Raw genomic sequence first — 19142 nt, forward strand, 5'->3', positions numbered from 1 at the left:
TGCGTGCGCGGGCCACGGACCTGGTCGTGACGCCGTGACCCGCTGAGATGGCCGAGCGCGATGCCTACGGCGAGGAACAGCAGGACCGCGAGCGCTTTGTCGTGCGCATCCTGCTGGCACTGGTCATCCTGGCCGCCATCCTGCTGGCGCTGGGCTGGCGGCTCTCGGGGCTGCAAGTCGGCGCGCACTCGCATTTCACCACTCTCTCCGAGAACAACCGGTTACGGGTCGAGCCGATCGCTCCCACCCGGGGCGTGATTCGCGACCGCAATGGCATCCTGCTGGCGGGCAACCGGGCGTCCTACCAGTTGGAGATCACGGTCGAGCAGGCCGGTAATCTGGATTCCCTGCTGAGCCGCCTGCGCGGCTATCTGGAACTGAGCGAGGCCGATATCGAGCGCTTCCACCGCGGAGTTCGGCAGCGGCGCCCGTTCCAGCCGGTGCTGTTGAAGGCCGGGCTGGATGACGAGACTGTGGCCCGTATCGCGGTCTCGCGCCACGAGTTGCCGGGGGTCGAGATCGAGGCCCGTCCGCTGCGTTTCTATCCCCTGGGTTCCAAATTCTCGCACGCGGTCGGTTATGTCGGGCGCATCAACCAGCAGGATCTGCGCCGGGTGGACGGGCGGGCCTATGCCGGGACCTCGCATATCGGCAAGAGCGGGGTCGAACGCTACTACGAGGAGTTGCTGCACGGCCGGCCAGGCTATCGCCAGGTGGAGGTGAACGCCCAGGGGCGGGTGATCCGCGAGCTGTCGGTGACCCCGCCGCAGCCGGGCACGGACCTGACCCTGACCCTGGATGTGAACCTGCAGCAGGCGGCCTACCGGGCGCTGGCCGGGCGGGATGGCGCGATCGTGGCCATCGATCCGAATAACGGCGAGGTGCTGGCGCTGGTCAGCGCCCCCGGTTTTGATCCCGAGGCCTTTGTCCACGGAATCTCGCAGGCCGATTTCGCCGCGGTGCGCGATGACAAGCGCCGGCCGCTGTTCAATCGTGCCCTGAGCGGGCAGTACCCGCCGGGCTCGACGGTCAAGCCACTGGTCGCGCTGGCAGCCCTCGACGAAGATGTTACGACCGCCGAGCGCGAGATGTTCGCACGCGGGTACTACCAGCTCCCGGGGCATGAACGGCGCTATCGTGACTGGCGCCGCGAGGGCCATGGCCGGGTGGACATGTCGCGCGCGATCGCGGTGTCCTCGGATGTCTACTTCTACGATCTGGCCCACACCATGGGCATCGATCGCATGGTGCCCATTCTTGGCGCCTTCGGGATCGGTCAGCGCACCGGGATCGATTCCACCGGCGAGCGAGCGGGGATCCTGCCCAGCCGCGACTGGAAGCGGGCCACCCACAACGAGGTGTGGTTCCCGGGGGAGACCCTGATCACCGCGATCGGCCAGGGGTACATGCTGTCCACGCCTCTGCAGATGGCCGACTTTACGGCGGCGCTGGCCACGCGCGGTGTGCGCTATCAGCCGCACCTGCTGCGCGCCATGGACAACGGGACCGGGGAGCCGGAGTATCCGCTACCGGTGACGCGCGAGCCGGTGGTCGTGGACGACCAGCACTGGGATGCGATCCACGGCTCGCTGGTGGAGGCGGTGCATGCCCGCCACGGGACCGCCTGGGGCAGCGTGGGCAGTACCCGCCCGGCCTACACCATTGCCGGCAAGACCGGCACTTCGCAGGTGTTCAGCCTCGGCGAGGATGAAGAGTACGACGAAGAGGAGCTGGCCCGGCGTCTGTGGGACCACGCCCTGTTCGTGGGCTATGCCCCGGCAGAGGATCCGCAGATCGCGGTGGCGGTCCTGGTCGAACACGGAGGGTCCGGTGGCCGGGTGGCCGCACCGGTGGCGCGCGAAGTGATGGACGCCTATCTGCTGGAAGGGTCGGGCATGACTCTGCCGGAGGACGAATGATCAGCGTAACCGGCCGTGAGATGTCCGTCAGCCAGTGGGTGCTGCGCAGCCTGCGCCTGGACAGTGTGCTGCTGGTCCTGCTGTCGATCCTGCTGCTGCTCGGGCTGGCCGTTCTGTTCAGCGCCTCCGGGCAGAGCGTGGTGGCCGTGGAGAGGCAACTGATGCGCATCGGCCTGGGCGTGGCCGCGATGCTGCTGGTCGCGCAGGTATCACTGCACGGTCTGCGCGCGATCTCCCCGTGGCTGTTCGCGGCGGGCATCCTGCTGTTGTTGGCGGTGATGTGGGTCGGGGACGTCGGCAAGGGGGCCCAGCGCTGGCTGGATCTCGGTTTCATGCGTTTCCAGCCCTCGGAGATCATGAAGCTCGCCGTGCCGATGATGGTGGCCTGGTACCTCTCGCTGCGCAGTGGGCGGCCGCGTTTTCGCGATCTCCTCGTGACCGGCGTGCTGATCCTGGTGCCGGTGTATCTGATCATGCAGCAGCCGGACCTGGGGACCTCGATGCTGGTCGCGGCCGCCGGCGCACTGGTGGTATTTCTCGCGGGGCTGGGCTGGCGCTGGTTCGTCGGCCTGGGCGTCGTGATGGCCGCCGCCGTGCCCATCCTGTGGTCGCAGATGCTGGACTACCAGCGCCAGCGGGTACTCACGCTGTTCAACCCGGAATCCGATCCGCTGGGGGCCGGCTATCACATCATCCAGTCGAAGATCGCGATCGGGTCCGGGGGGTTGTACGGCAAGGGCTGGCTGAACGGGACCCAGTCGCAGCTGGAGTTCCTGCCGGAGCGCTCCACCGACTTCATTTTTGCGGTCTACGCCGAGGAATTCGGCTTTATTGGTGTCGCACTCTTGCTGCTGCTGTATTTTGCGATTGTCGCCCGCGGGCTGTGGATCGCCGCGCTGGCGCAGGACCGCTATGCCCGGCTGCTGGGCGGGAGTATCAGCCTGACCTTCGCGGTCTATATGGTGGTCAATATCGGCATGGTGACCGGCCTGTTGCCGGTAGTCGGTGTGCCGCTGCCCCTGGTCAGTTACGGGGGAACGTCGCTGGTGACCCTGATGGTCGCCTTCGGTATTCTCATGAGCATAGCCTCCCAGAAACGCCTGGTGAATCGATGACCCTGACCCTGCGCCCCGTGTGGGCCCGCCTTGCCCGTCCCCTCCTGATGCCGGTCGGGCTGGCCCTGATCCTGGCGTTCGCCTCCCTTCCGGCCGCGGCGGAAAGTGAATTCCGCGCCGGTGACCCGCCGTATCTCGAGCGCGACGAGGTCCAGGCCTTCATCGACGAGCAGGTGGAGGCTGGCCGTGACCGCGAGACCCTGGAGGCGATGTTCGCGGCAGCCGATCCGCAACAGCGCATCCTTGACCTGATCTCCAGCCCCGCCGAGGCCAGGCCGTGGAAGGATTACCGCCCGATCTTCATCACCGATGAGCGCATCGAGCGTGGGCGCGAGTTCATGCAGGAGCATGAGCGCTGGCTCCAGCGCGCCGCGGACCGCTTTGACGTCGAGCCGAAGATCATTGCCGCCATCATCGGGGTCGAGACCTACTACGGCCGCAACACCGGTGGTTTCCGCGTGTTCGATGCCCTGGTGACCCTGGGCTTCGACTATCCGCCCCGGTCCGACTTCTTCCGCCGCGAGCTGGGCGAGTTCCTGACGCTGGTGGATGAAGAGGGCCTCGACCCGCGCGAGACCCGTGGCTCCTACGCCGGGGCCATGGGGCGTGGCCAGTTCATCTCGTCCAGCTATCGCCACTACGCGGTGGATTTCGATGGCTCCGGCCAGCGTGACCTGCTGAACTCCTGGCCGGATGCGATCGGGTCGGTGGCCAACTATTTCCGCGCGCACCACTGGAACCACGGCGAGCCGGTGGTGGCCAGGGCCCGGGTCGAGGGCGATGCCCACGAGGCGCTGATCAGCCGCAACTATCAGGCGCGCTTTGACCTCGAAGAACTGGCCGCACACGGGATCTACCCCGACGAGGCCGTGGACGAGGACGGCCAGTACTCGTTCATCCGCCTCGAGGGCGAGGATGGCTACGAGTACTATCTCGGGTATCCGAACTTCTACGTGATTACCCGCTACAACCGGAGCCCGCTGTATGCGATGGCCGTCCACCAGCTGGCCGAGGCGCTGGCCGAGTAAACCGCGCCGCGCGGGCGCCGGCGGGGCCGCGCTGGCGGTCTTGCTGGCGCTGGTCCTGGCGGGCTGTTCGTCCACCCCCGACCACAAGGCCGACCCGGACCGCCCGCTGGGCGATGCCGCGTATGACAGCTACCCCGATCCCGCGGATGTGCCGCAGGATCTGGCGCTGATCCCGGAACCGGAGCCGCGTGACGAGCCGCCCAGCCGCTATGGCAATCCGTCCGAGTACGAGGTGTTCGGTCAGCGCTATCGCACACTGCGCACGAGCGACGGCTTCGAGGAAGAGGGTTACGCGTCCTGGTATGGAACCAAGTTCCACGGACGGCGCACTTCCAGCGGCGAGCCCTACGACATGTACGCGATAACCGCGGCGCACAAGTCCCTGCCGCTGCCGAGCTTCGTCGAGGTCACCAATCTGGAAAACGGCAAACAGGTGATCGTACGGGTGAATGATCGCGGCCCGTTCGTGGACGGACGCATCATCGATCTCTCCTACGCCGCCGCCCATCGCATCGACATGACCGATGCCGGGGTCGCGCGTGTCCGCATCCGGGCGGTGGGGCCGGGCGACACGACGCCGGCCCGGGTGGCGGAGGCACCGGAGCCCGAGCCGCTCGAGGTGGCCGCCGCAGCTCAGCCGGACATCGCGCCCGAACCGCAGGAAACGGCGCCGGCCGCGGCCAGCACCAATGGCGAGGCGGCGAGTCCCGGGCGTTTCGTCCAGGTCGGGGCGTTCGCCGAGCGCCATTCGGCCGAGCAGGTGCGCGAGGATCTGCGCGCGCTCGGCTTGGAGCCGGTGCGGATCTCCAGCGTCGAACGGGACAACGGTGCGCAACTGCACCGCGTGCGTATCGGCCCACTGGCCGATAGCGATGCGGTCCGCACCATTACCGATCGCCTGCAGGGTGCGGCGCACGTGGACTATCGCGTAGTGACCGACGCGCCGTAAGCCCTCGTTCCCGGTATTTCCGGCCCGTACGGGGCCCCAATTCTGCTATCGTATTTCGGTCCTTCAGGAGGCCCTTCGCAATCATGAATTCGTCCGTCCGCACCCCGTTTCTGCCGCTGTTGGCGGCCTGCCTGCCGGTCATCCTGGCGCTCCTGCTGGCGCTGGTTCCAGCGCAGGCGCAGGAGTCGGAGCTGCCCGTGGCCGGGTCGGGCGCGAACGTGCCCGGCGGCATCCCGCGGCCGCCCTCGGACGTGACGGCGGCGAGCTATGCGCTGATGGACTTCGACTCCGGCCTGATGCTCGCCAGCCGCGATCCGCTGGTGGAGCGCGAGCCGGCCAGCCTGACCAAGCTGATGACGGCCTACGTGGTGTTTGGCGAAATCACCGATGGCCGCATGGCGCTGGACGACCAGGTTACGGTCAGCGAGCGTGCCTGGCGGACCGGTATGCGCGGGGCATCGCGCATGTTCATCGAGGTCGGCGAGGAGGTTGCGGTCGAGGATCTGCTGCGCGGGATGATCATCCAGTCCGGCAACGATGCCTCCACCGCGCTGGCCGAGCATGTTGCCGGTTCGGAGGGGGCGTTTGTCGACATGATGAACGCCCAGGCGCGCGAGCTGGGGATGCGCCAGTCCTACTTCGCCAACCCGCACGGACTGCCCTCCGACGAGTCGCAGTACACCACCGCCCAGGACATGGCATTGCTCGCCCGGGCGCTGATCCGCGACTTCCCGGATCTCTACGGCTACTACAGCGAACGTTCCTTCGAGTACAACGACATCTCGCAGAGCAACCGCAATATGCTGCTGTGGCGCGATGCCGGATTCGACGGCCTGAAGACCGGCTGGACCTCGAACGCGGGCTACAACCTGGTTTCGTCCGCCAAGCGTAACGACCGCCGGTTGGTGGCCGTGGTCATGGGGATCGAGGCGTCGGATCATCAGCAGGGCGGTACTCGCCGCGCCAACGAGTCCCAGGCGCTGGTGAACTGGGGGATGCGCTTCACCGCGACCCGCAAGCTGTTCGAGGGCGGGCACGAACTGGGGACCCCGCGGGTCTATCGCGGGGCGCAGACCGAAGTGGCCGTGGGCCTGGCGGAGGACTTCTGGGTCATGGTCCCGCCGGGGCGCGAGGACGATCTGGACGCCTCGATGGAGGTCAACCAGCCGCTGGAGGCCCCGCTGGCCGCGGGCGATCCGGTGGGCGAAGTCGTGGTGCGTCTGAACGGCGAGGTGCTCCGCACCCAGCCGCTGGTTGCGTTGCAGCCGGTGGAACAGGGCGGTCTGATCCGCCGCCTGTGGGATGGTGCGGCCCTGGGCATTCAGTCGGCCTGGCCATTCTGAGCCGTGTTTCGCCCGTGAGCATTGCCTATTACAACGGGGACTACCTGCCGCTGGACCAGGTGCGGATCTCGCCGCTGGACCGGGGCTTCCTGTTTGGAGACTCGGTATACGAGGTGATCCCCAGCTACTCCGGCGAATTCTTCCTGCTCTCCGAGCACCTGGAGCGCCTGGCGCGATCCCTGGCGGCGATCCGCATCCGCAACCCGTTTGACCGCGAGGGGTGGCGTGCGCTTCTGACGGACTTGCTGGCGCGCAATGCCGACCCTGCGACGCCCGATCTCGGGGTCTACCTTCAGGTGACCCGTGGCGTGGCCCCGCGCGACCATGCCTTCCCGGTGGATGCGCAACCCACCGTCCTGGCGATGGTCAGTCCGATCCGGCCCCTCCCGGAGACCATCCGCGTGGACGGCGTGGCCGCTGTGACGGCCGAGGACCGCCGCTGGGGCCACTGCGATATCAAGGCCACCACCCTGCTGGCCAATGTGCTGAACCGCCAGGATGCGACCGAGCGGGGTGCCGTCGAGGCCGTGTTGTTGCGGGACGGGCAGTTGACCGAAGGCGCGGCCAGCAATGTCATCGTGGTCCTGGACGGGCGGGTGATCACCCCGCCGCTGGATGCCTCGGTACTGCCGGGGGTCACCCGCTCGCGGGTGCTCGACCTGGCGCGCGAGCTGGGCTACCCGGTGGAGGAGCGCGGGGTCAGCGCCGACGAGCTGGCCCGGGCCGGGGAGATTTGGCTCACCAGCTCGACCCGCGAGATCCTGCCGGTTACGCGGCTGGATGATCGCACCGTGGGCACGGGGCGCCCCGGACCGGTCTGGCAGGCCGTGCACGCCGCCTACCAGGCGGCCAAGCCCGGGGCGCCGGTGAGCGAACCCCTGCAGTCCGGAGGTGCCGCATGAGCGACGACCGCGAGACCCTGATCGAGTTTCCCTGCCGATTCCCGGTGAAGGTGATGGGAGACGCCCACCCGGAGCTGATGGAGGCAGTCGAGGGCTGTGTCGCTGAGCATCTGGATGCCGGGGACGCAGTGATCGAGCAGCGCGCCTCGCGCGCCGGCCGCTTCGTCGGCATCACCATCACCTTTACCGCGACCAGCCAGGAACAGCTGGACGCCTTCTACCGTTCCCTGGGTCGTTGCGACCGGGTGCGCATGATCCTGTGACCGACGTGCTCCCGCCCGGGCCGGTGGTCCGCCTGCTGGGTATGCAGCCCTACGTCCCGGTCTGGCAGGCGATGCAGCTCCAGGCGCGGGAACGCGATGCAGCCCGGCTGGATGCGTTCTGGTGCGTCGAGCATCCGCCCGTCTTTACCCAGGGCCGCAATGGCCGCCGCGAGCACCTGCTGGACCCCGGCGCGACGCCGGTGGTGGCGATCGATCGCGGGGGGCAGGTGACCTGGCACGGCCCCGGACAACTGGTCGTCTACACGCTGGTGGATCTGCCGCGACTGGGGATCGGGGTTCGGCGTCTGGTTGCGGGTCTGGAGCAGGCGGTGATCGACACGCTGGCGCAATGGGGGATCCTTGCGCAGCGTCGAGACAAGGCGCCGGGGGTGTATGTCGATGGGGCCAAGATTGCGGCGCTGGGTTTGCGTATCCGGCACGGGCGCAGCATCCATGGGCTGGCCCTGAACGTCGCCCCGGATCTGGCGCCGTTCCAGCGCATGAATCCCTGTGGCTATCCGGGGCTAGCGGCGACCTCCATGCAGCAGCTGCTCGGTCCGCTGGACGGCAACCGGGTCCGGGAGCAGTTGCTTGCCCACCTCGCCGCGCAGCTGTTTCCCGCTGAGGTTGCGCGCATGCGGCATGAACCAGCGTTGCCGCCCGAGTTGGTCCGCGTGCTTGCGCTGGGACGTTGTCCCGCGCCCTGAGGCTTCCCCCTGGTTCGACCTCGAGTGTTTTCGGTGGCGCTGTCCGGCCGCCTGCCAAGATGTGGCTGGGCCTGGTTCGTCCTCTGGTGTTTACGGTGCCTCCGGTCCACGTACTGCCGTGCGCTGACTCGCCAGCCCGCCGCGAGGTCCTTCTTTGCTCGTGCAAAGAAGTCACCAAGAAACACGCCCGACTGCCGCGACCCCGGCCCGCTGTGCGGGCCGGGGTTTCCCTCGCTCCGAGGCTTTTCGCGGGCGGCGCTGAACTCGCTGCGCCTGCGGCTCCGCTCAGACATCCAGCGCCTTTTCTCCCGCGAAAACCCTCTCCACTCGGCGCGACGACAACGGGGAGGCAGGTCCAAACAACGGCTATCCCAGCGATATAGTTAATGGATAATTGCTAGGCTTTCGGACATCTTGGGCACGCTCGGCCTTTGGCCGTTGCGTGCCGCGCCCGCGAGCGGGCGCCGGGGGGTTCAGGCGGCAGGGCCGTTGTCGTGTCGTGGCGTTGGGATGCCTTCTGTTTTGACCTTCCCCTCCCGTATGGAGCCCCTTGCGGAAGGGTCCTCGGGCCGGAAGAAGGCGCTGGATGTCTGAGCGAAGCGCAGCGTAGCGAGTTCAGCGCCGCCGGCCCGAGGGCCCTGGAGCAAGGTTCCCGGGCGAAATCCGGGTGCCCTTCTTTGGGTCCTTTCTTGGGCAAGCAAGAAAGGACCTCGCGGCGCGCTGGCGAGTCAGCGCTCGGCAGTACGTGGACCGAAGGCACGTAAACACCGGAGGACGAACCAGGCCCAGCCACATCATGGCAGGCGGCCGGACGAAGCCATCGCAATCACCGGGGCTCGAAGCGCCAGCGCCAGCCTCGGGGCACGGGATGATGGCCCAGAGGCTGGAAACGGCAGGGCGGGTCAGGCGGTTTCGAGGCCCTGGGCCTGGAGGTCGGCGTGGTAGGACGAGCGGACCATCGGGCCGCTGGCCACCTGCTTGAAGCCCATCTCGCGGGCACGTTCGCCCAGCTCGTCGAACTCCTCCGGCGACAGGAAGCGCGTCACCGGCAGATGGTGGCGCGACGGCTGCAGGTACTGGCCCAGGGTCAGCATGTCGCAGCCATGCTCGCGCAGGTCCTGCAGGACCTCCAGCAACTCCTCGCGGGTCTCGCCCAGCCCCAGCATCAGGCCGGACTTGGTCGGCACGCCGGGGTGCTGCTCGCGGAACTGCCGGAGCAGGTCCAGCGACCAGGCATAGTCGGCGCCGGGGCGCGCCTCGCGGTACAGGCGCGGAACGGTCTCCAGGTTGTGGTTGAAGACGTCCGGCGGGGCCTGGTGCATGATCTCCAGCGCGCGGTCCATGCGCCCGCGGAAGTCCGGCACCAGGATCTCGATCCGGGTGTTCGGGTTCAGGCTGCGCACCTCGCGGATGCAGTCCACGAAGTGCCCGGCCCCGCCGTCGCGCAGGTCGTCGCGGTCCACCGAGGTGATGACCACGTAGTTGAGGCCCAGCGCCTGGATGGTCTCGGCCAGATGGCGCGGCTCGTCGGCATCCAGTGCCTCCGGGCGGCCGTGGGCCACATCGCAGAACGGGCAGCGACGGGTGCAGATGTCGCCCATGATCATGAAGGTGGCGGTGCCGTGGGCGAAGCATTCGCCCAGGTTGGGGCAACTGGCCTCTTCGCAGACGGTGTGCAGCTTCTGTTCGCGCAGGATGCCCTTGATGCGCTGCACCTCGGGGCGGGCCTGACTCTGGGCACGAATCCACTTGGGCTTGCGCTGCGGGCGCTCGGTGGGATTGATCTTGACCGGGATGCGCGCGACTTTGTCGGCGGCGCGCTGTTTTTCTCCGGGCTGGGGGCGGGTGCGTGTGTCCATGGACCTTCCCTGAATCTCTCGGGCGGCCGGTGTGTGGGCGGCCGACGTGGGGCGACTGGGCGGTACCGGGTCAGGCAACCTGACGAATCAGTTCCTCGACCTCCTGCCGCGCGGTCTCGATCGCGGGCAGGCTGCCATCCTCGTCGAGGATGAAGCCGAGCCGTTCCACGGCCCGCAGATCGGCGAGCGGGATGCGGTCGGCAAGCGGGTCGTCCTCGGCATCTCGCGGGCACGCGGCGCGTGCGATCCGCACGATGTCCGTCAGGACAGGGGCCTCGGGGTTCTCCGGGCCGCCGGAATCGCGAATGGCGTCAATGATATCGGATGACAGATCCCATTGCTGGGCAACCAGTTCGCCGATCAGGCCTTCGAGACGAAACAACACCCGTTCGACCTCTTCCGGCGTTCGGTCAGGGTGGGTGCGGGCGACCTCGGCGATCACTGGAAGGGCGCCCACCCGGTGCAGCAGACCCGCCAGCAGGGCGGTCTGCGGATCGACTGCCTCGCACTGGTCGGCGAGCACGCAGCTGATGGCCGCGATGCGCGCGGAGCGGCGCCACAGGCGTTCGAGGAGGTCGTGGTAGGGGCTGTCGCGATGGATGAAGACCTGGTGCATGGCCAGGGCCATCACCAGTTGGCGGGTGCGTTCGAGCCCCAGCCGGGCCACGGCATCCTGCAGGCGTGACACCTCGCGGCGGCTGCCCATGGCCGGGCTGTTGGCCACGCTCAACAGGCGCCCCGCCACGCTCGGATCTTCCTCGATGATGCGGGTGGCCTCGGCAATGGAGACGTCCGGATCTTTCAGGGCCTGCTGCAGGTGCAGCGCCACCTCGGGGAGCTGGGGCAGGGCCAGCTCGCCCGAGTAGGCATGCGTGTAGATGCTGCCGAACAGCTCGCCCTCGAGGTCGGACAGCTCGATCTCGCTGACCTCGACGCTGTCCTGCCCGCCGCCGTCGACCAGGGTCTCGTAGACCTTGCGGTCCAGCATCGCCAGGGTGGCGCGGGTCGCGGCGATCGCATGGCTGTGATAGTCGTGGGGTTCGAACAGCGGGTTGAGGGCCTCGCTGGAGTCCCCGTTGAGCATGACCGAGTTGCGCCCGCTGGCCAGGATCATCCGCCCCTCCAGCAGGAAGATCATGCTGCGGAATTCGTCGCGCGCATGCAGCTTGAACCCCGGATCCACCGTCATGGTGCGGGCATGCTGCAACAGCTTGTCGCGGGCGCGCTCGCTCAGTTCGGCGAACGGGCGCAGCTGTGGAAGGCGTTTTTCGATCACGGGGGTTCAGACGTTGAACATCGCGCGGAGTTCGGCCAGGTCCTCGGCGCGTTCCTCGAGGAACGCGATCGGTTCCCCCGGCGCCGGCGGCTCGATCCCGAGGACGCCGAAGGCGGCGACCTCGGCCGCATCGGGCACGGTCTCGCCCTCGGCGCGTCGGGCGGCCCATTCCGCGACCAGCGCGATGCTGGCGTAATCCGGTTCGCCGGCGCGATAGCCCCAGTCCCCGGCATGCTCCGCGACCGTGACCAGATCGCCCCCGAGGTCCCAGTAGTTGATCACCAGGACACCGGCGAGGTTGCGCAGGCGCCGGACCAGCGACTGCACGCGCTCGGTGTCGGGGTGGTCCTCGCGCAGTTCCACGAACTGGATGATCGGGACCGCGCCGATCCCGGCGACCAGCCCGGCCAGCAGGGCGCGTTCGCGGTCCAGCAGCTTGAGCGAGTCCGCGATCAGGTAGCTGTAGGCGGATTGCAGGGCGCCATGCTTCCAGCTGGCTTCCATGGCGTCGCGGGTGGAAGCGTGCTTGGCCTTGAACGCCTGGCGCAGCGCCATGTTCATCGCCAGCATGCGGGTGTTGCGAAAACCGAGGCGATTGACCGCGTCCCGCACGGACTGGATCTGTTTGGCGGCGCGGAACAGCGGGCTGTTGGTCGCGTGCAGCAACGCCCCGGCGATGGTGCCGTCACGCTGGATGACCTCGGTCAGCTTGTCGAGGTCGGCGTCCGGGTCGTTGGTCAGTTCCTGAATACGCAGCGCGATCTCCGGCATGGTCGGCAACTCCAGCCGGTTGCTGGTGATCAGGTCGTAGAGCTCGCCGAAGAAAGCGCCTTCGGTATCGTCCAGGTCGGTGTCATGCACGACCAGCGAAGCGCTGTGGGCCTTTTCGAGGGCCGCGGTCGGGATCTCCAGCATCTGGCAGGTCTTCTCGGTGATCAGGAAGTCCTGCTGGCCGATGTTCTGGTCGAACATCTGCAGCGGGCTGTCGGGGTCGGCCGCATCCAGGGTGATACGCGCCGGGCTGCCGCCGCTGACGCGGACCAGCTGGCCGCTTACCAGGAACAGGTAGCGGTCCTCGACCTCCTGCGGGCGCAGGCGCCGACCGGCGTCCAGCTCCCGTGCCAGGCAGGCCGAGGCGAGTTCGCTGCGGGCCTGGTCCGACAGGCCGGAGGTGAGGTCCAGGTCCTGAAGCAGGGTGTCGATGCTGGTGCTATCCATGGGGCGGTTCCCGGTCCGTGCTGTGCCAATCCATTCCCGCGTCGCGACGCCGCAGGAAGGGCAGCGGGGCGGGCGCGCGTGCGCGATCTAGTCAATGGACGCCAGTGTAGCATCCGATCCCGCCACAGGAACCGCCGCCGCGGCCCCGCGGCAGGCGAAGCGCGGCCGGTCGTCGTGGTCGATCAGGTCGTGGGATTGCAGGAAGCGGCGCGCGTCGGCGGCATCCTCGCAAAACCATGCGGCGGTGCTGCCCAGGCGGAAGCTGTAGCCCCAGGTGTCCATGTCCCGCATCAGCCGCTCGCGGCCGACGCCGGGCAGCTCGTCAGCCAGCAGGATCTGCAGGTAGCAGACACCGCATTCCTCGAGGTCGTCGCCGCCGGCATTGGTGTGCAGGGTGGCACGCCGCGTGGCGTCCATGCAGATCACGTGTCCGGCCTCGTGCAGGGCCGAGTGGATCGGGGTGTCGGGGCGCACGTGGACCTCCAGGCCGATAATCCCGGCCTCGGGTTCGCCCCACCAGGTGCCGGGCAGCGGGGCCCGGGCCGGATGTGTCACCAGACGCAGGCCGTAGCGCGCCAGCAGGTCCGCGAGGGCCTCCCGCAGGCCGGGGTCGCCGCAGGTCTGGATCGCGGAGGGGCTCATGCGTCTGGCCGACCGGGCAGGGCGCTGCTGTGCTTGCGGCTGCGCCGGGGGCACTCCTCGGGATGCTCGCGGCACCAGGCGTCGACGCGCTCGGCGAGGTCATCCTGAAAGCACAGCAGGTAGAACCGGGCCTGTTCGCGGTTGACGATGGCCGGGCGTCCCAGGGTGTCGACTACCCCGGTGCGCAGGGCCGCGATGATCGCGTTGGCGGCCTTCTTCTGTGGCCAGGTGGTGATCTGCTCCCAGGCCTCGGGGGTGAAGTACAGGCGCAGCAGGTCGGGGCGGGTGGTCAGCAGCATGCGCGTGACGTTGCGCAGCGTGGTCTCCGCCTCGCCCCAGTCCTGGACCAGTCCGCCTTCCAGCAGGCGCTCGATCTCCTCGCGGCCCTTGGGTGACAGCATGGGCGGATGCGGTACGCCTCAGGCGTCCGGTGCGTCCTCCGGCGTGAAGGCGCGGATGGACAGCGCGTGCACCTCGCCGGAGTCGATCTGATCGCGCACGGTGGCGTAGACGGTCTGGTGCTTCTTGACCGCGTTCATGCCGGCGAACTGCGGGCTGACGACCAGGGCCTCGAATTTGCCCTCGCCCCCGGTGACCTCGACCTTCTGGGCCTCCGGCAGGCCGGCGCGGATGAGTTCGGCCACTTGGCTGGCTTCCATGATGAGTCCCCTTGCGTGCGTGCGTGTGATGAGTGCGAATGTCAGCCGCGGATGATAGCCGGGCGTCTGGCCCGACATGAAGTGCCCCCACACGGGGAACTCCAACCCGGAGTGGGGTTCCCATCGGAACACCTGCATGGAAAGTCGGGGTGGTTTGGTCCGACCCGAACCGGCTCGCTAGCATCAGGCCATCATCGACCGGCCCGCCGGGCCACGGAGGCAAAGACCATGATCTTCAAGCAACTGTTCGAGGACGAGTCGTCCACCTATACCTATCTGCTCAGCTGCCCGGATACCGGGAAGACGGCCCTGATCGACCCGGTCATCGAGACCGTCGACCGCGATCTGCGCGTGCTGCAGGAGATGGGCCTGAGTCTCGACTACGTGATCGAGACCCATATCCATGCCGATCACATCACCGGTGCGCGGATGCTGCGCGAGAAGACCGGCTGCAAGCTGGGCGGTCCGGCGATGGACGAACTGCCCTGCCGGGATTTCGGCCTGCGCGAGGGTGAGCCCTTCCAGGTGGGCAACCTGGTGATCAACCCGCTGTACACCCCGGGTCACACGGATGCGCACCATGCCTATCTGATGGATCACGTCGGCCTGAAGATGCTGTTCTCCGGTGATGCCCTGCTGATCGAAGCCTGCGGCCGCACGGACTTTCAGTCGGGGGATGCCAAGACCCTGTACCACTCGATCCAGGACAAGTTCTTCACCCTGCCGGACGAGACCCTGGTGTACCCCGCGCACGACTACGAGGAGCGCCAGATCACCACCATTGGTCAGGAGAAGATGCGCAACCCGCGCCTGGGCAAGGGCAAGCCGGAGGCCGAGTTCGTGAAGATCATGGACGAGATGGACCTGCCGTACCCGAAGAAGATCGACTGGGCGCTGCCCGGCAACGAGGGCTGCGGCATCTGTCCGGACAACCTGCCGGACGAGAAGAAGCGCCTCTGCGAGACCGATCAGCAGGGTTAGTCCGATCCCTTCCGGTGGCCCCGCCAGGAGCCACCGGTTCCGAATGTTCATCCGGTGGGCGGTTTTTACCGCCTGCCGGACCCCGTACACTCCCGCGATGACCGACCACACACCCGCTGACGCGCCGGGCTCGCTCGCGTCGCCGAACCCGCTGGAACGTCTGCGCGCGATCATGGCGCGGTTGCGCGATCCCGGGGCCGGTTGTGCCTGGGACCGGGCGCAGACTGCGGGCAGTATCGTCCCGTTCACCCTGGAAGAGGCCTATGAGCTGGCCGACGTGGTCGCCCGCGACCAGGGCGCGGATGCGGAGACCCGGGAGCTGCGTGACGAGCTGGGGGACCTGCTGTTCCAGGTGGTCTTCCAGGCGCGTATCGCCGAGGAGGCCGGTCGCTTCGATCTGGATGATGTCGCCCGCGCGATTGGCGACAAGCTGGTGCGCCGGCATCCGCACGTGTTCGCCGATGCCGAGCACGGCTCGGATGCCGAGCGCGAGGCCGCCTGGGAGGCGGACAAGGCGCGCGAGCGTGCGGCGCGCGCCCAGACCAGCGCGATGGACGATATCCCGCTGGCGTTGCCGGCCCTGTCGCGCGCGGTGAAGAGTCAGCGCCGTGCCGCGCGCCTGGGTTTCGACTGGGACGATCCGGCCCCGGTGGTCGCCAAGATTCACGAGGAGCTGGCCGAGGTGCAGGCGGCGGTGGACCAGGGCGAGCCGCCGGCGCGCATCGCCGAGGAGGTCGGCGACGTGCTGTTCGCGGTCAGCAACTGGGCGCGGCATCTGGGGGTGGACCCGGAGGGCGCGCTGCGCGGCAGCACGCGCAAGTTCGAGGCCCGTTTCCGCCAGATGGAGGCGCTGGCCGCGGCCAGCGGCGAGACCCTGGCCGGACTCGATTTCGACCGCCAGGAGACCCTTTACCAGGAGGCGCGGCGTCTTGAACGCGCGACCCGGGACACATTCGATACCAAGGACCCGACATGACCGAAGCCGTTGAGCTGCCCGACCACTTTCTGCCCGCCCGGATCGAGACCATCGAGCAGGTCACCCCGCTGATCAAGGTATTCACCCTGGCGGCGGACCCGCAGCGGTTTTCCAGCAAGGCCGGCCAGTGGCTGGACCTGGTGATCCCGCAGGCGGAGGGCAAGCCCTTCGTCGGGGGGTACTCGGTGGTCTCCGCGCCGCGCGCCGACGGGCGGCTGCAGCTGGCCATCAAGTACGCGGACCATCATGCGGCCACCCATTACCTGCACACGGAGGCCGGCGAGGGCGACACGGTGTACATCACGCCGGGGCAGGGCAGCTTCTTCTTCGAGCCCGGCATGGCGCAGAACGTGGTGCTGCTGGGGGCGGGCATCGGGGTCACGCCCCTGTTCGGCATCCTGCGCGCGATCCATGCCGGGATGCCGGACGTCTATGCCCACCTGGTCTACAGCGTGGCCCACCAGGACGAGGTGCTGTTCCCGCAGGAGCTGGAGGCGATGGCCGCGGCACCGAACATCGACGTCAGCCTGACGGTCACGCGCGAGGCGGAGGACTGGCTGGGGCATACCGGCCGCATCAGTCATGCGTTGCTGGAGTCGCTGGACCTGCCGCGCGATGCGCTGTTCTATTTCTGCGGGTCGCGCGAGTTCATCGAGGACATGGCCACCCTGCTGGCGGAATGGGGCATCCCCGAGGCCCAGCTGAAATACGAGAAGTGGTGGTAGTGAGCCAGGCGGCGGTCTGAATTGGTCATTGCGAGTCGCCGCAGGCGACGAAGCACAAAAGCAGCGAAGCTGCGTTGAACGGCCGCAGGCCGGCCCGAAGGGCGAGCGGAGCGAGTAATCTCCCAACGCTGGCAGTGCGCCGGGATCAGGTGGCTGAGCACATCGATTGCCACGTCGCCTGTGGCGCCTCGCAATGACGGGGTGGCTTACGGGCGGCGGGTGTCGCGCGGGCGCAGGGCGTTGTCGGGGGCGAGGATCGTGGGCTGTCCGTCCAGTGCCGGATCGGTGTCGGGGTAGTCGCGGATATAGTGCAGGCCGCGGCTCTCCTGGCGCGACAGCGCGCTCTTCACGATGATCTCGGCGACCATGGCCAGGTTGCGCAGCTCCAGCAGGTCCGGGGAGATGCGGAAGTGGCTGTAGTACTCGTGGATCTCCTCCTGCAGGATGCGGATGCGCCGCTCGGCGCGGTGCAGCCGTTCGCGGGCGCGCACGATGCCCACGTAGTCCCACATCAGGCGGCGCAGTTCGTCCCAGTCGTGGGCCACCACCACCTCTTCCTGTGACTCGGTGACCCGGGACTCGTCCCAGGCCGGTGGGACCGGGAGCTGCTCGGGGGCGGGCAGATCGGTCTGCGACAGGATGTGATCGGCCGCGGCACGGGCGTAGACCAGGCACTCCAGCAGCGAGTTGCTGGCCATGCGGTTGGCCCCGTGCAGCCCCGTGTAGGACACCTCGCCGGCGGCGTACAGCCCGGGCAGGTCGGTCTGACCGAAGTGGTTCACCATCACGCCGCCACAGGTGTAGTGGGCAGCCGGGACAACCGGCAGCGATTCCCGGGTCATGTCGAAGCCGAATTCCAGGCAGCGCTCGTAGATCGTGGGGAAATGCTCGCGAATGAACTCGGCCGGCTTGTGGCTGATGTCGAGGTTCACGTGGTCGATGCCGAGGCGTTTCATCTCGTGATCGACCGCGCGGGCGACGATATCCCGCGGGGCCAGTTCCGCGCGCTCGTCGAAGCGCGGCATGAAGCGCTCGCCGTCGGGCAGGAGCAGCACCCCGCCCTCGCCGCGCACCGCCTCGGAGATCAGGAACGACTTCGCCTTCGGGTGGAACAGGCAGGTCGGGTGGAACTGCATGAACTCCATGTTCGCGATGCGACAGCCGGCGCGCCAGGCCATGGCGATGCCGTCGCCGGTCGCGCCGTCCGGGTTGGAGCTGTACAGATAGACCTTGCTGGCCCCGCCGGTGGCCAGGATCACGGTCGGCGCCAGCAGGGTCTCCACCTCGCGGGTCTTCGCGTCCTGCACGTAGGCGCCGATCACGCGGCGGCTGCCATCCACCGGCTGGGTGATCAGGTCCACCGCCACATGGCGTTCGAAGACCTCGATGCTGCCCTGGCCCGAGGCGTTGCGCACCAGTGCCTCCTCGATCGCGCGGCCGGTGGCATCGGCGGCGTGTGCCACGCGGCGCGCGCTGTGCCCGCCCTCGCGGGTGAGGTGCAGGCGGCTGCGGCCTTCCAGGGGTTCCCGGGTGAACGGCACGCCCAGGTTGAGCAGCCAGTGGATGGCCTCAGGGCCGGCCGCCACGGTGCGGCGCACGGCGTCCGGGTCGCACAGGCCGGCACCGGCGTCCAGGGTGTCCTGGATATGGGCGTCGAAGGAGTCGGTGCGGTCGAGTACTGCGGAGATGCCGCCCTGGGCATAGCGGGTGGAACCCTCGTCGACCGGACCCTTGCTGATCACGGTGACGCGTCGATGCGGGGCCAGGTGCAGGGCCGCGGAGAGCCCCGCCGCGCCGCTTCCGATCACGAGGACGTCCGCCAGGCGCGGTTGTTGTACTGTCCCCATGGGTCAGGTAACGTGCTGCGCTTGTTGCCAGAGCAAAATGTGGCCCTTGCGCAACAGTGTTGTGCGCAAAGCGAACTTAATGCGAGTCAGGCGGTCCATGCACCATAGATTACCGGAGACCGGTGTGCTGGCGGGAGTCCCCGCATGAGCGAGAAGGCTTCCGACGAGGCCCTGGTCAAGCGAGTTCAGAACGGCGACAAGGCGGCTTTCGACATCCTGGTGCTGAAGTATCAGCACAAGATCGTCAACCTGGTCGGGCGCTATGTCCATGACCATGCGGCGGCCCTGGATGTGTCCCAGGAGGCCTTTATCAAGGCCTACAAGGGGCTGGCGAACTTTCGCGGCGAGAGTGCGTTCTATACGTGGCTCTACCGCATCGCCATCAACACGGCCAAGAACCACCTTGTCTCCCAGGGACGGCGTCGGCCCGAGGCCGAGGTCGATGCGCAGGACGCGGAACAGATGGGCGGTGACTCCGCCCTGAAGGACAGTGCAACCCCGGAGGGGGAGCTGTTGTCCGAAGAGATTGAAGGGGCGGTGCGTAGCACCATCGAGGAATTGCCCGACGACCTTCGGATGGCCATCACGCTGCGCGAGATCGAGGGACTGAGTTACGAGGAGATCGCGCAGACGATGGGATGCCCGATCGGCACGGTCCGCTCGCGCATCTTCCGGGCCCGCGAGGCCATCGACCGGACCTTGCGTCCGTTGCTAGACAACAACTGAACGAGTA

General features: G+C 68.0%; 20 protein-coding genes. 13 read left to right on the top strand and 7 right to left on the bottom strand.

Going from position 1 to position 19142, the window contains the following annotated elements; genetic code table 11:
• The first annotated feature begins 47 nt into the window (after positions 1 to 47).
• From mrdA to D107_RS14205, 9 genes are all read left to right on the top strand, one after another.
• Positions 48 to 1919 (top strand): penicillin-binding protein 2, encoded by a 1872-nt coding sequence (gene mrdA / locus D107_RS0111850; RefSeq protein WP_018881553.1) that lies wholly within the window; start codon positions 48 to 50, stop codon positions 1917 to 1919.
• Entirely contained in the window at positions 1916 to 3034 is a 1119-nt protein-coding gene (rodA, locus tag D107_RS0111855; protein WP_018881554.1) for a rod shape-determining protein RodA, read from the top strand. Before mrdA ends, rodA begins: the two co-directional genes overlap by 4 nt.
• Positions 3031 to 4062, top strand: a complete 1032-nt coding sequence (gene mltB, locus D107_RS0111860; RefSeq protein WP_018881555.1) for a lytic murein transglycosylase B — start codon at positions 3031 to 3033, stop codon at positions 4060 to 4062. Before rodA ends, mltB begins: the two co-directional genes overlap by 4 nt.
• Positions 4019 to 5011, top strand: a complete 993-nt coding sequence (locus D107_RS0111865) for a septal ring lytic transglycosylase RlpA family protein (protein ID WP_018881556.1) — start codon at positions 4019 to 4021, stop codon at positions 5009 to 5011. Before mltB ends, D107_RS0111865 begins: the two co-directional genes overlap by 44 nt.
• A gap of 83 nt (positions 5012 to 5094) precedes the next feature.
• Positions 5095 to 6354, top strand: coding sequence for a D-alanyl-D-alanine carboxypeptidase family protein (locus tag D107_RS0111870; RefSeq protein WP_018881557.1), 1260 nt, complete (start codon positions 5095 to 5097; stop codon positions 6352 to 6354).
• Between the two features lie 14 nt (positions 6355 to 6368).
• Positions 6369 to 7256 (top strand): D-amino acid aminotransferase, encoded by an 888-nt coding sequence (locus tag D107_RS0111875; RefSeq protein WP_018881558.1) that lies wholly within the window; start codon positions 6369 to 6371, stop codon positions 7254 to 7256.
• The gene (locus D107_RS0111880) at positions 7253 to 7519 is read left to right on the top strand and encodes a YbeD family protein (RefSeq protein ID WP_018877094.1); all 267 of its coding nucleotides are present in this window, start codon (positions 7253 to 7255) and stop codon (positions 7517 to 7519) included. The genes D107_RS0111875 and D107_RS0111880 overlap by 4 nt, the downstream gene beginning before the upstream one ends.
• Positions 7516 to 8226, top strand: coding sequence for a lipoyl(octanoyl) transferase LipB (gene lipB / locus D107_RS0111885; RefSeq protein WP_018881559.1), 711 nt, complete (start codon positions 7516 to 7518; stop codon positions 8224 to 8226). The genes D107_RS0111880 and lipB overlap by 4 nt, the downstream gene beginning before the upstream one ends.
• Positions 8227 to 8616: 390 nt before the next feature.
• A complete protein-coding gene (locus tag D107_RS14205; RefSeq protein ID WP_081619384.1) occupies positions 8617 to 8820 on the top strand; it encodes a hypothetical protein in 204 nt (67 codons plus the stop codon).
• Positions 8821 to 9128: 308 nt separating this feature from the next.
• Here the strand turns inward: D107_RS14205 and lipA are convergent, their stop codons facing one another.
• From lipA to D107_RS0111915, 6 genes are all read right to left on the bottom strand, one after another.
• Positions 9129 to 10085, bottom strand: coding sequence for a lipoyl synthase (gene lipA, locus D107_RS0111890; protein ID WP_018877067.1), 957 nt, complete (start codon positions 10083 to 10085; stop codon positions 9129 to 9131).
• A 70-nt stretch (positions 10086 to 10155) separates the two neighbouring features.
• A complete protein-coding gene (locus tag D107_RS0111895; RefSeq protein WP_018867209.1) occupies positions 10156 to 11361 on the bottom strand; it encodes an HDOD domain-containing protein in 1206 nt (401 codons plus the stop codon).
• A 6-nt stretch (positions 11362 to 11367) separates the two neighbouring features.
• The gene (locus D107_RS0111900) at positions 11368 to 12579 is read right to left on the bottom strand and encodes an HDOD domain-containing protein (protein WP_018867210.1); all 1212 of its coding nucleotides are present in this window, start codon (positions 12577 to 12579) and stop codon (positions 11368 to 11370) included.
• An 87-nt stretch (positions 12580 to 12666) separates the two neighbouring features.
• On the bottom strand, positions 12667 to 13221 hold the full coding sequence (locus D107_RS0111905) for a hypothetical protein (RefSeq protein ID WP_018877070.1): 555 nt from the start codon (positions 13219 to 13221) through the stop codon (positions 12667 to 12669).
• Positions 13218 to 13622, bottom strand: a complete 405-nt coding sequence (locus tag D107_RS0111910) for a hypothetical protein (RefSeq protein WP_018877071.1) — start codon at positions 13620 to 13622, stop codon at positions 13218 to 13220. The genes D107_RS0111905 and D107_RS0111910 overlap by 4 nt, the downstream gene beginning before the upstream one ends.
• Positions 13623 to 13640: 18 nt before the next feature.
• Positions 13641 to 13880, bottom strand: a complete 240-nt coding sequence (locus D107_RS0111915) for a BolA family protein (protein WP_018867213.1) — start codon at positions 13878 to 13880, stop codon at positions 13641 to 13643.
• A gap of 228 nt (positions 13881 to 14108) precedes the next feature.
• Between D107_RS0111915 and D107_RS0111920 the strand changes: the two genes are divergently transcribed.
• From D107_RS0111920 to D107_RS0111930, 3 genes are read left to right on the top strand one after another with little or no spacing between them, the layout of a single operon-like run.
• Positions 14109 to 14861: an MBL fold metallo-hydrolase gene (locus D107_RS0111920; RefSeq protein WP_018867214.1), complete on the top strand. Its 753-nt coding sequence runs from the start codon at positions 14109 to 14111 to the stop codon at positions 14859 to 14861.
• Positions 14862 to 14904: 43 nt separating this feature from the next.
• Entirely contained in the window at positions 14905 to 15837 is a 933-nt protein-coding gene (gene mazG, locus D107_RS0111925) for a nucleoside triphosphate pyrophosphohydrolase (protein ID WP_018881560.1), read from the top strand.
• The gene (locus D107_RS0111930; protein WP_018867216.1) at positions 15834 to 16562 is read left to right on the top strand and encodes a ferredoxin--NADP reductase; all 729 of its coding nucleotides are present in this window, start codon (positions 15834 to 15836) and stop codon (positions 16560 to 16562) included. The genes mazG and D107_RS0111930 overlap by 4 nt, the downstream gene beginning before the upstream one ends.
• 206 nt (positions 16563 to 16768) lie before the next feature.
• Here the strand turns inward: D107_RS0111930 and nadB are convergent, their stop codons facing one another.
• Positions 16769 to 18409: an L-aspartate oxidase gene (gene nadB / locus D107_RS0111935; protein ID WP_019592816.1), complete on the bottom strand. Its 1641-nt coding sequence runs from the start codon at positions 18407 to 18409 to the stop codon at positions 16769 to 16771.
• A gap of 144 nt (positions 18410 to 18553) precedes the next feature.
• On the opposite strand from nadB, the gene rpoE reads away from it, so the two are divergent.
• Positions 18554 to 19135, top strand: coding sequence for an RNA polymerase sigma factor RpoE (rpoE, locus tag D107_RS0111940; RefSeq protein WP_018867218.1), 582 nt, complete (start codon positions 18554 to 18556; stop codon positions 19133 to 19135).
• Positions 19136 to 19142: the final 7 nt, after the last annotated feature.

This window comes from Thioalkalivibrio sp. ALE30, assembly GCF_000377465.1.
In the GTDB taxonomy this organism is placed as follows: domain Bacteria; phylum Pseudomonadota; class Gammaproteobacteria; order Ectothiorhodospirales; family Ectothiorhodospiraceae; genus Thioalkalivibrio.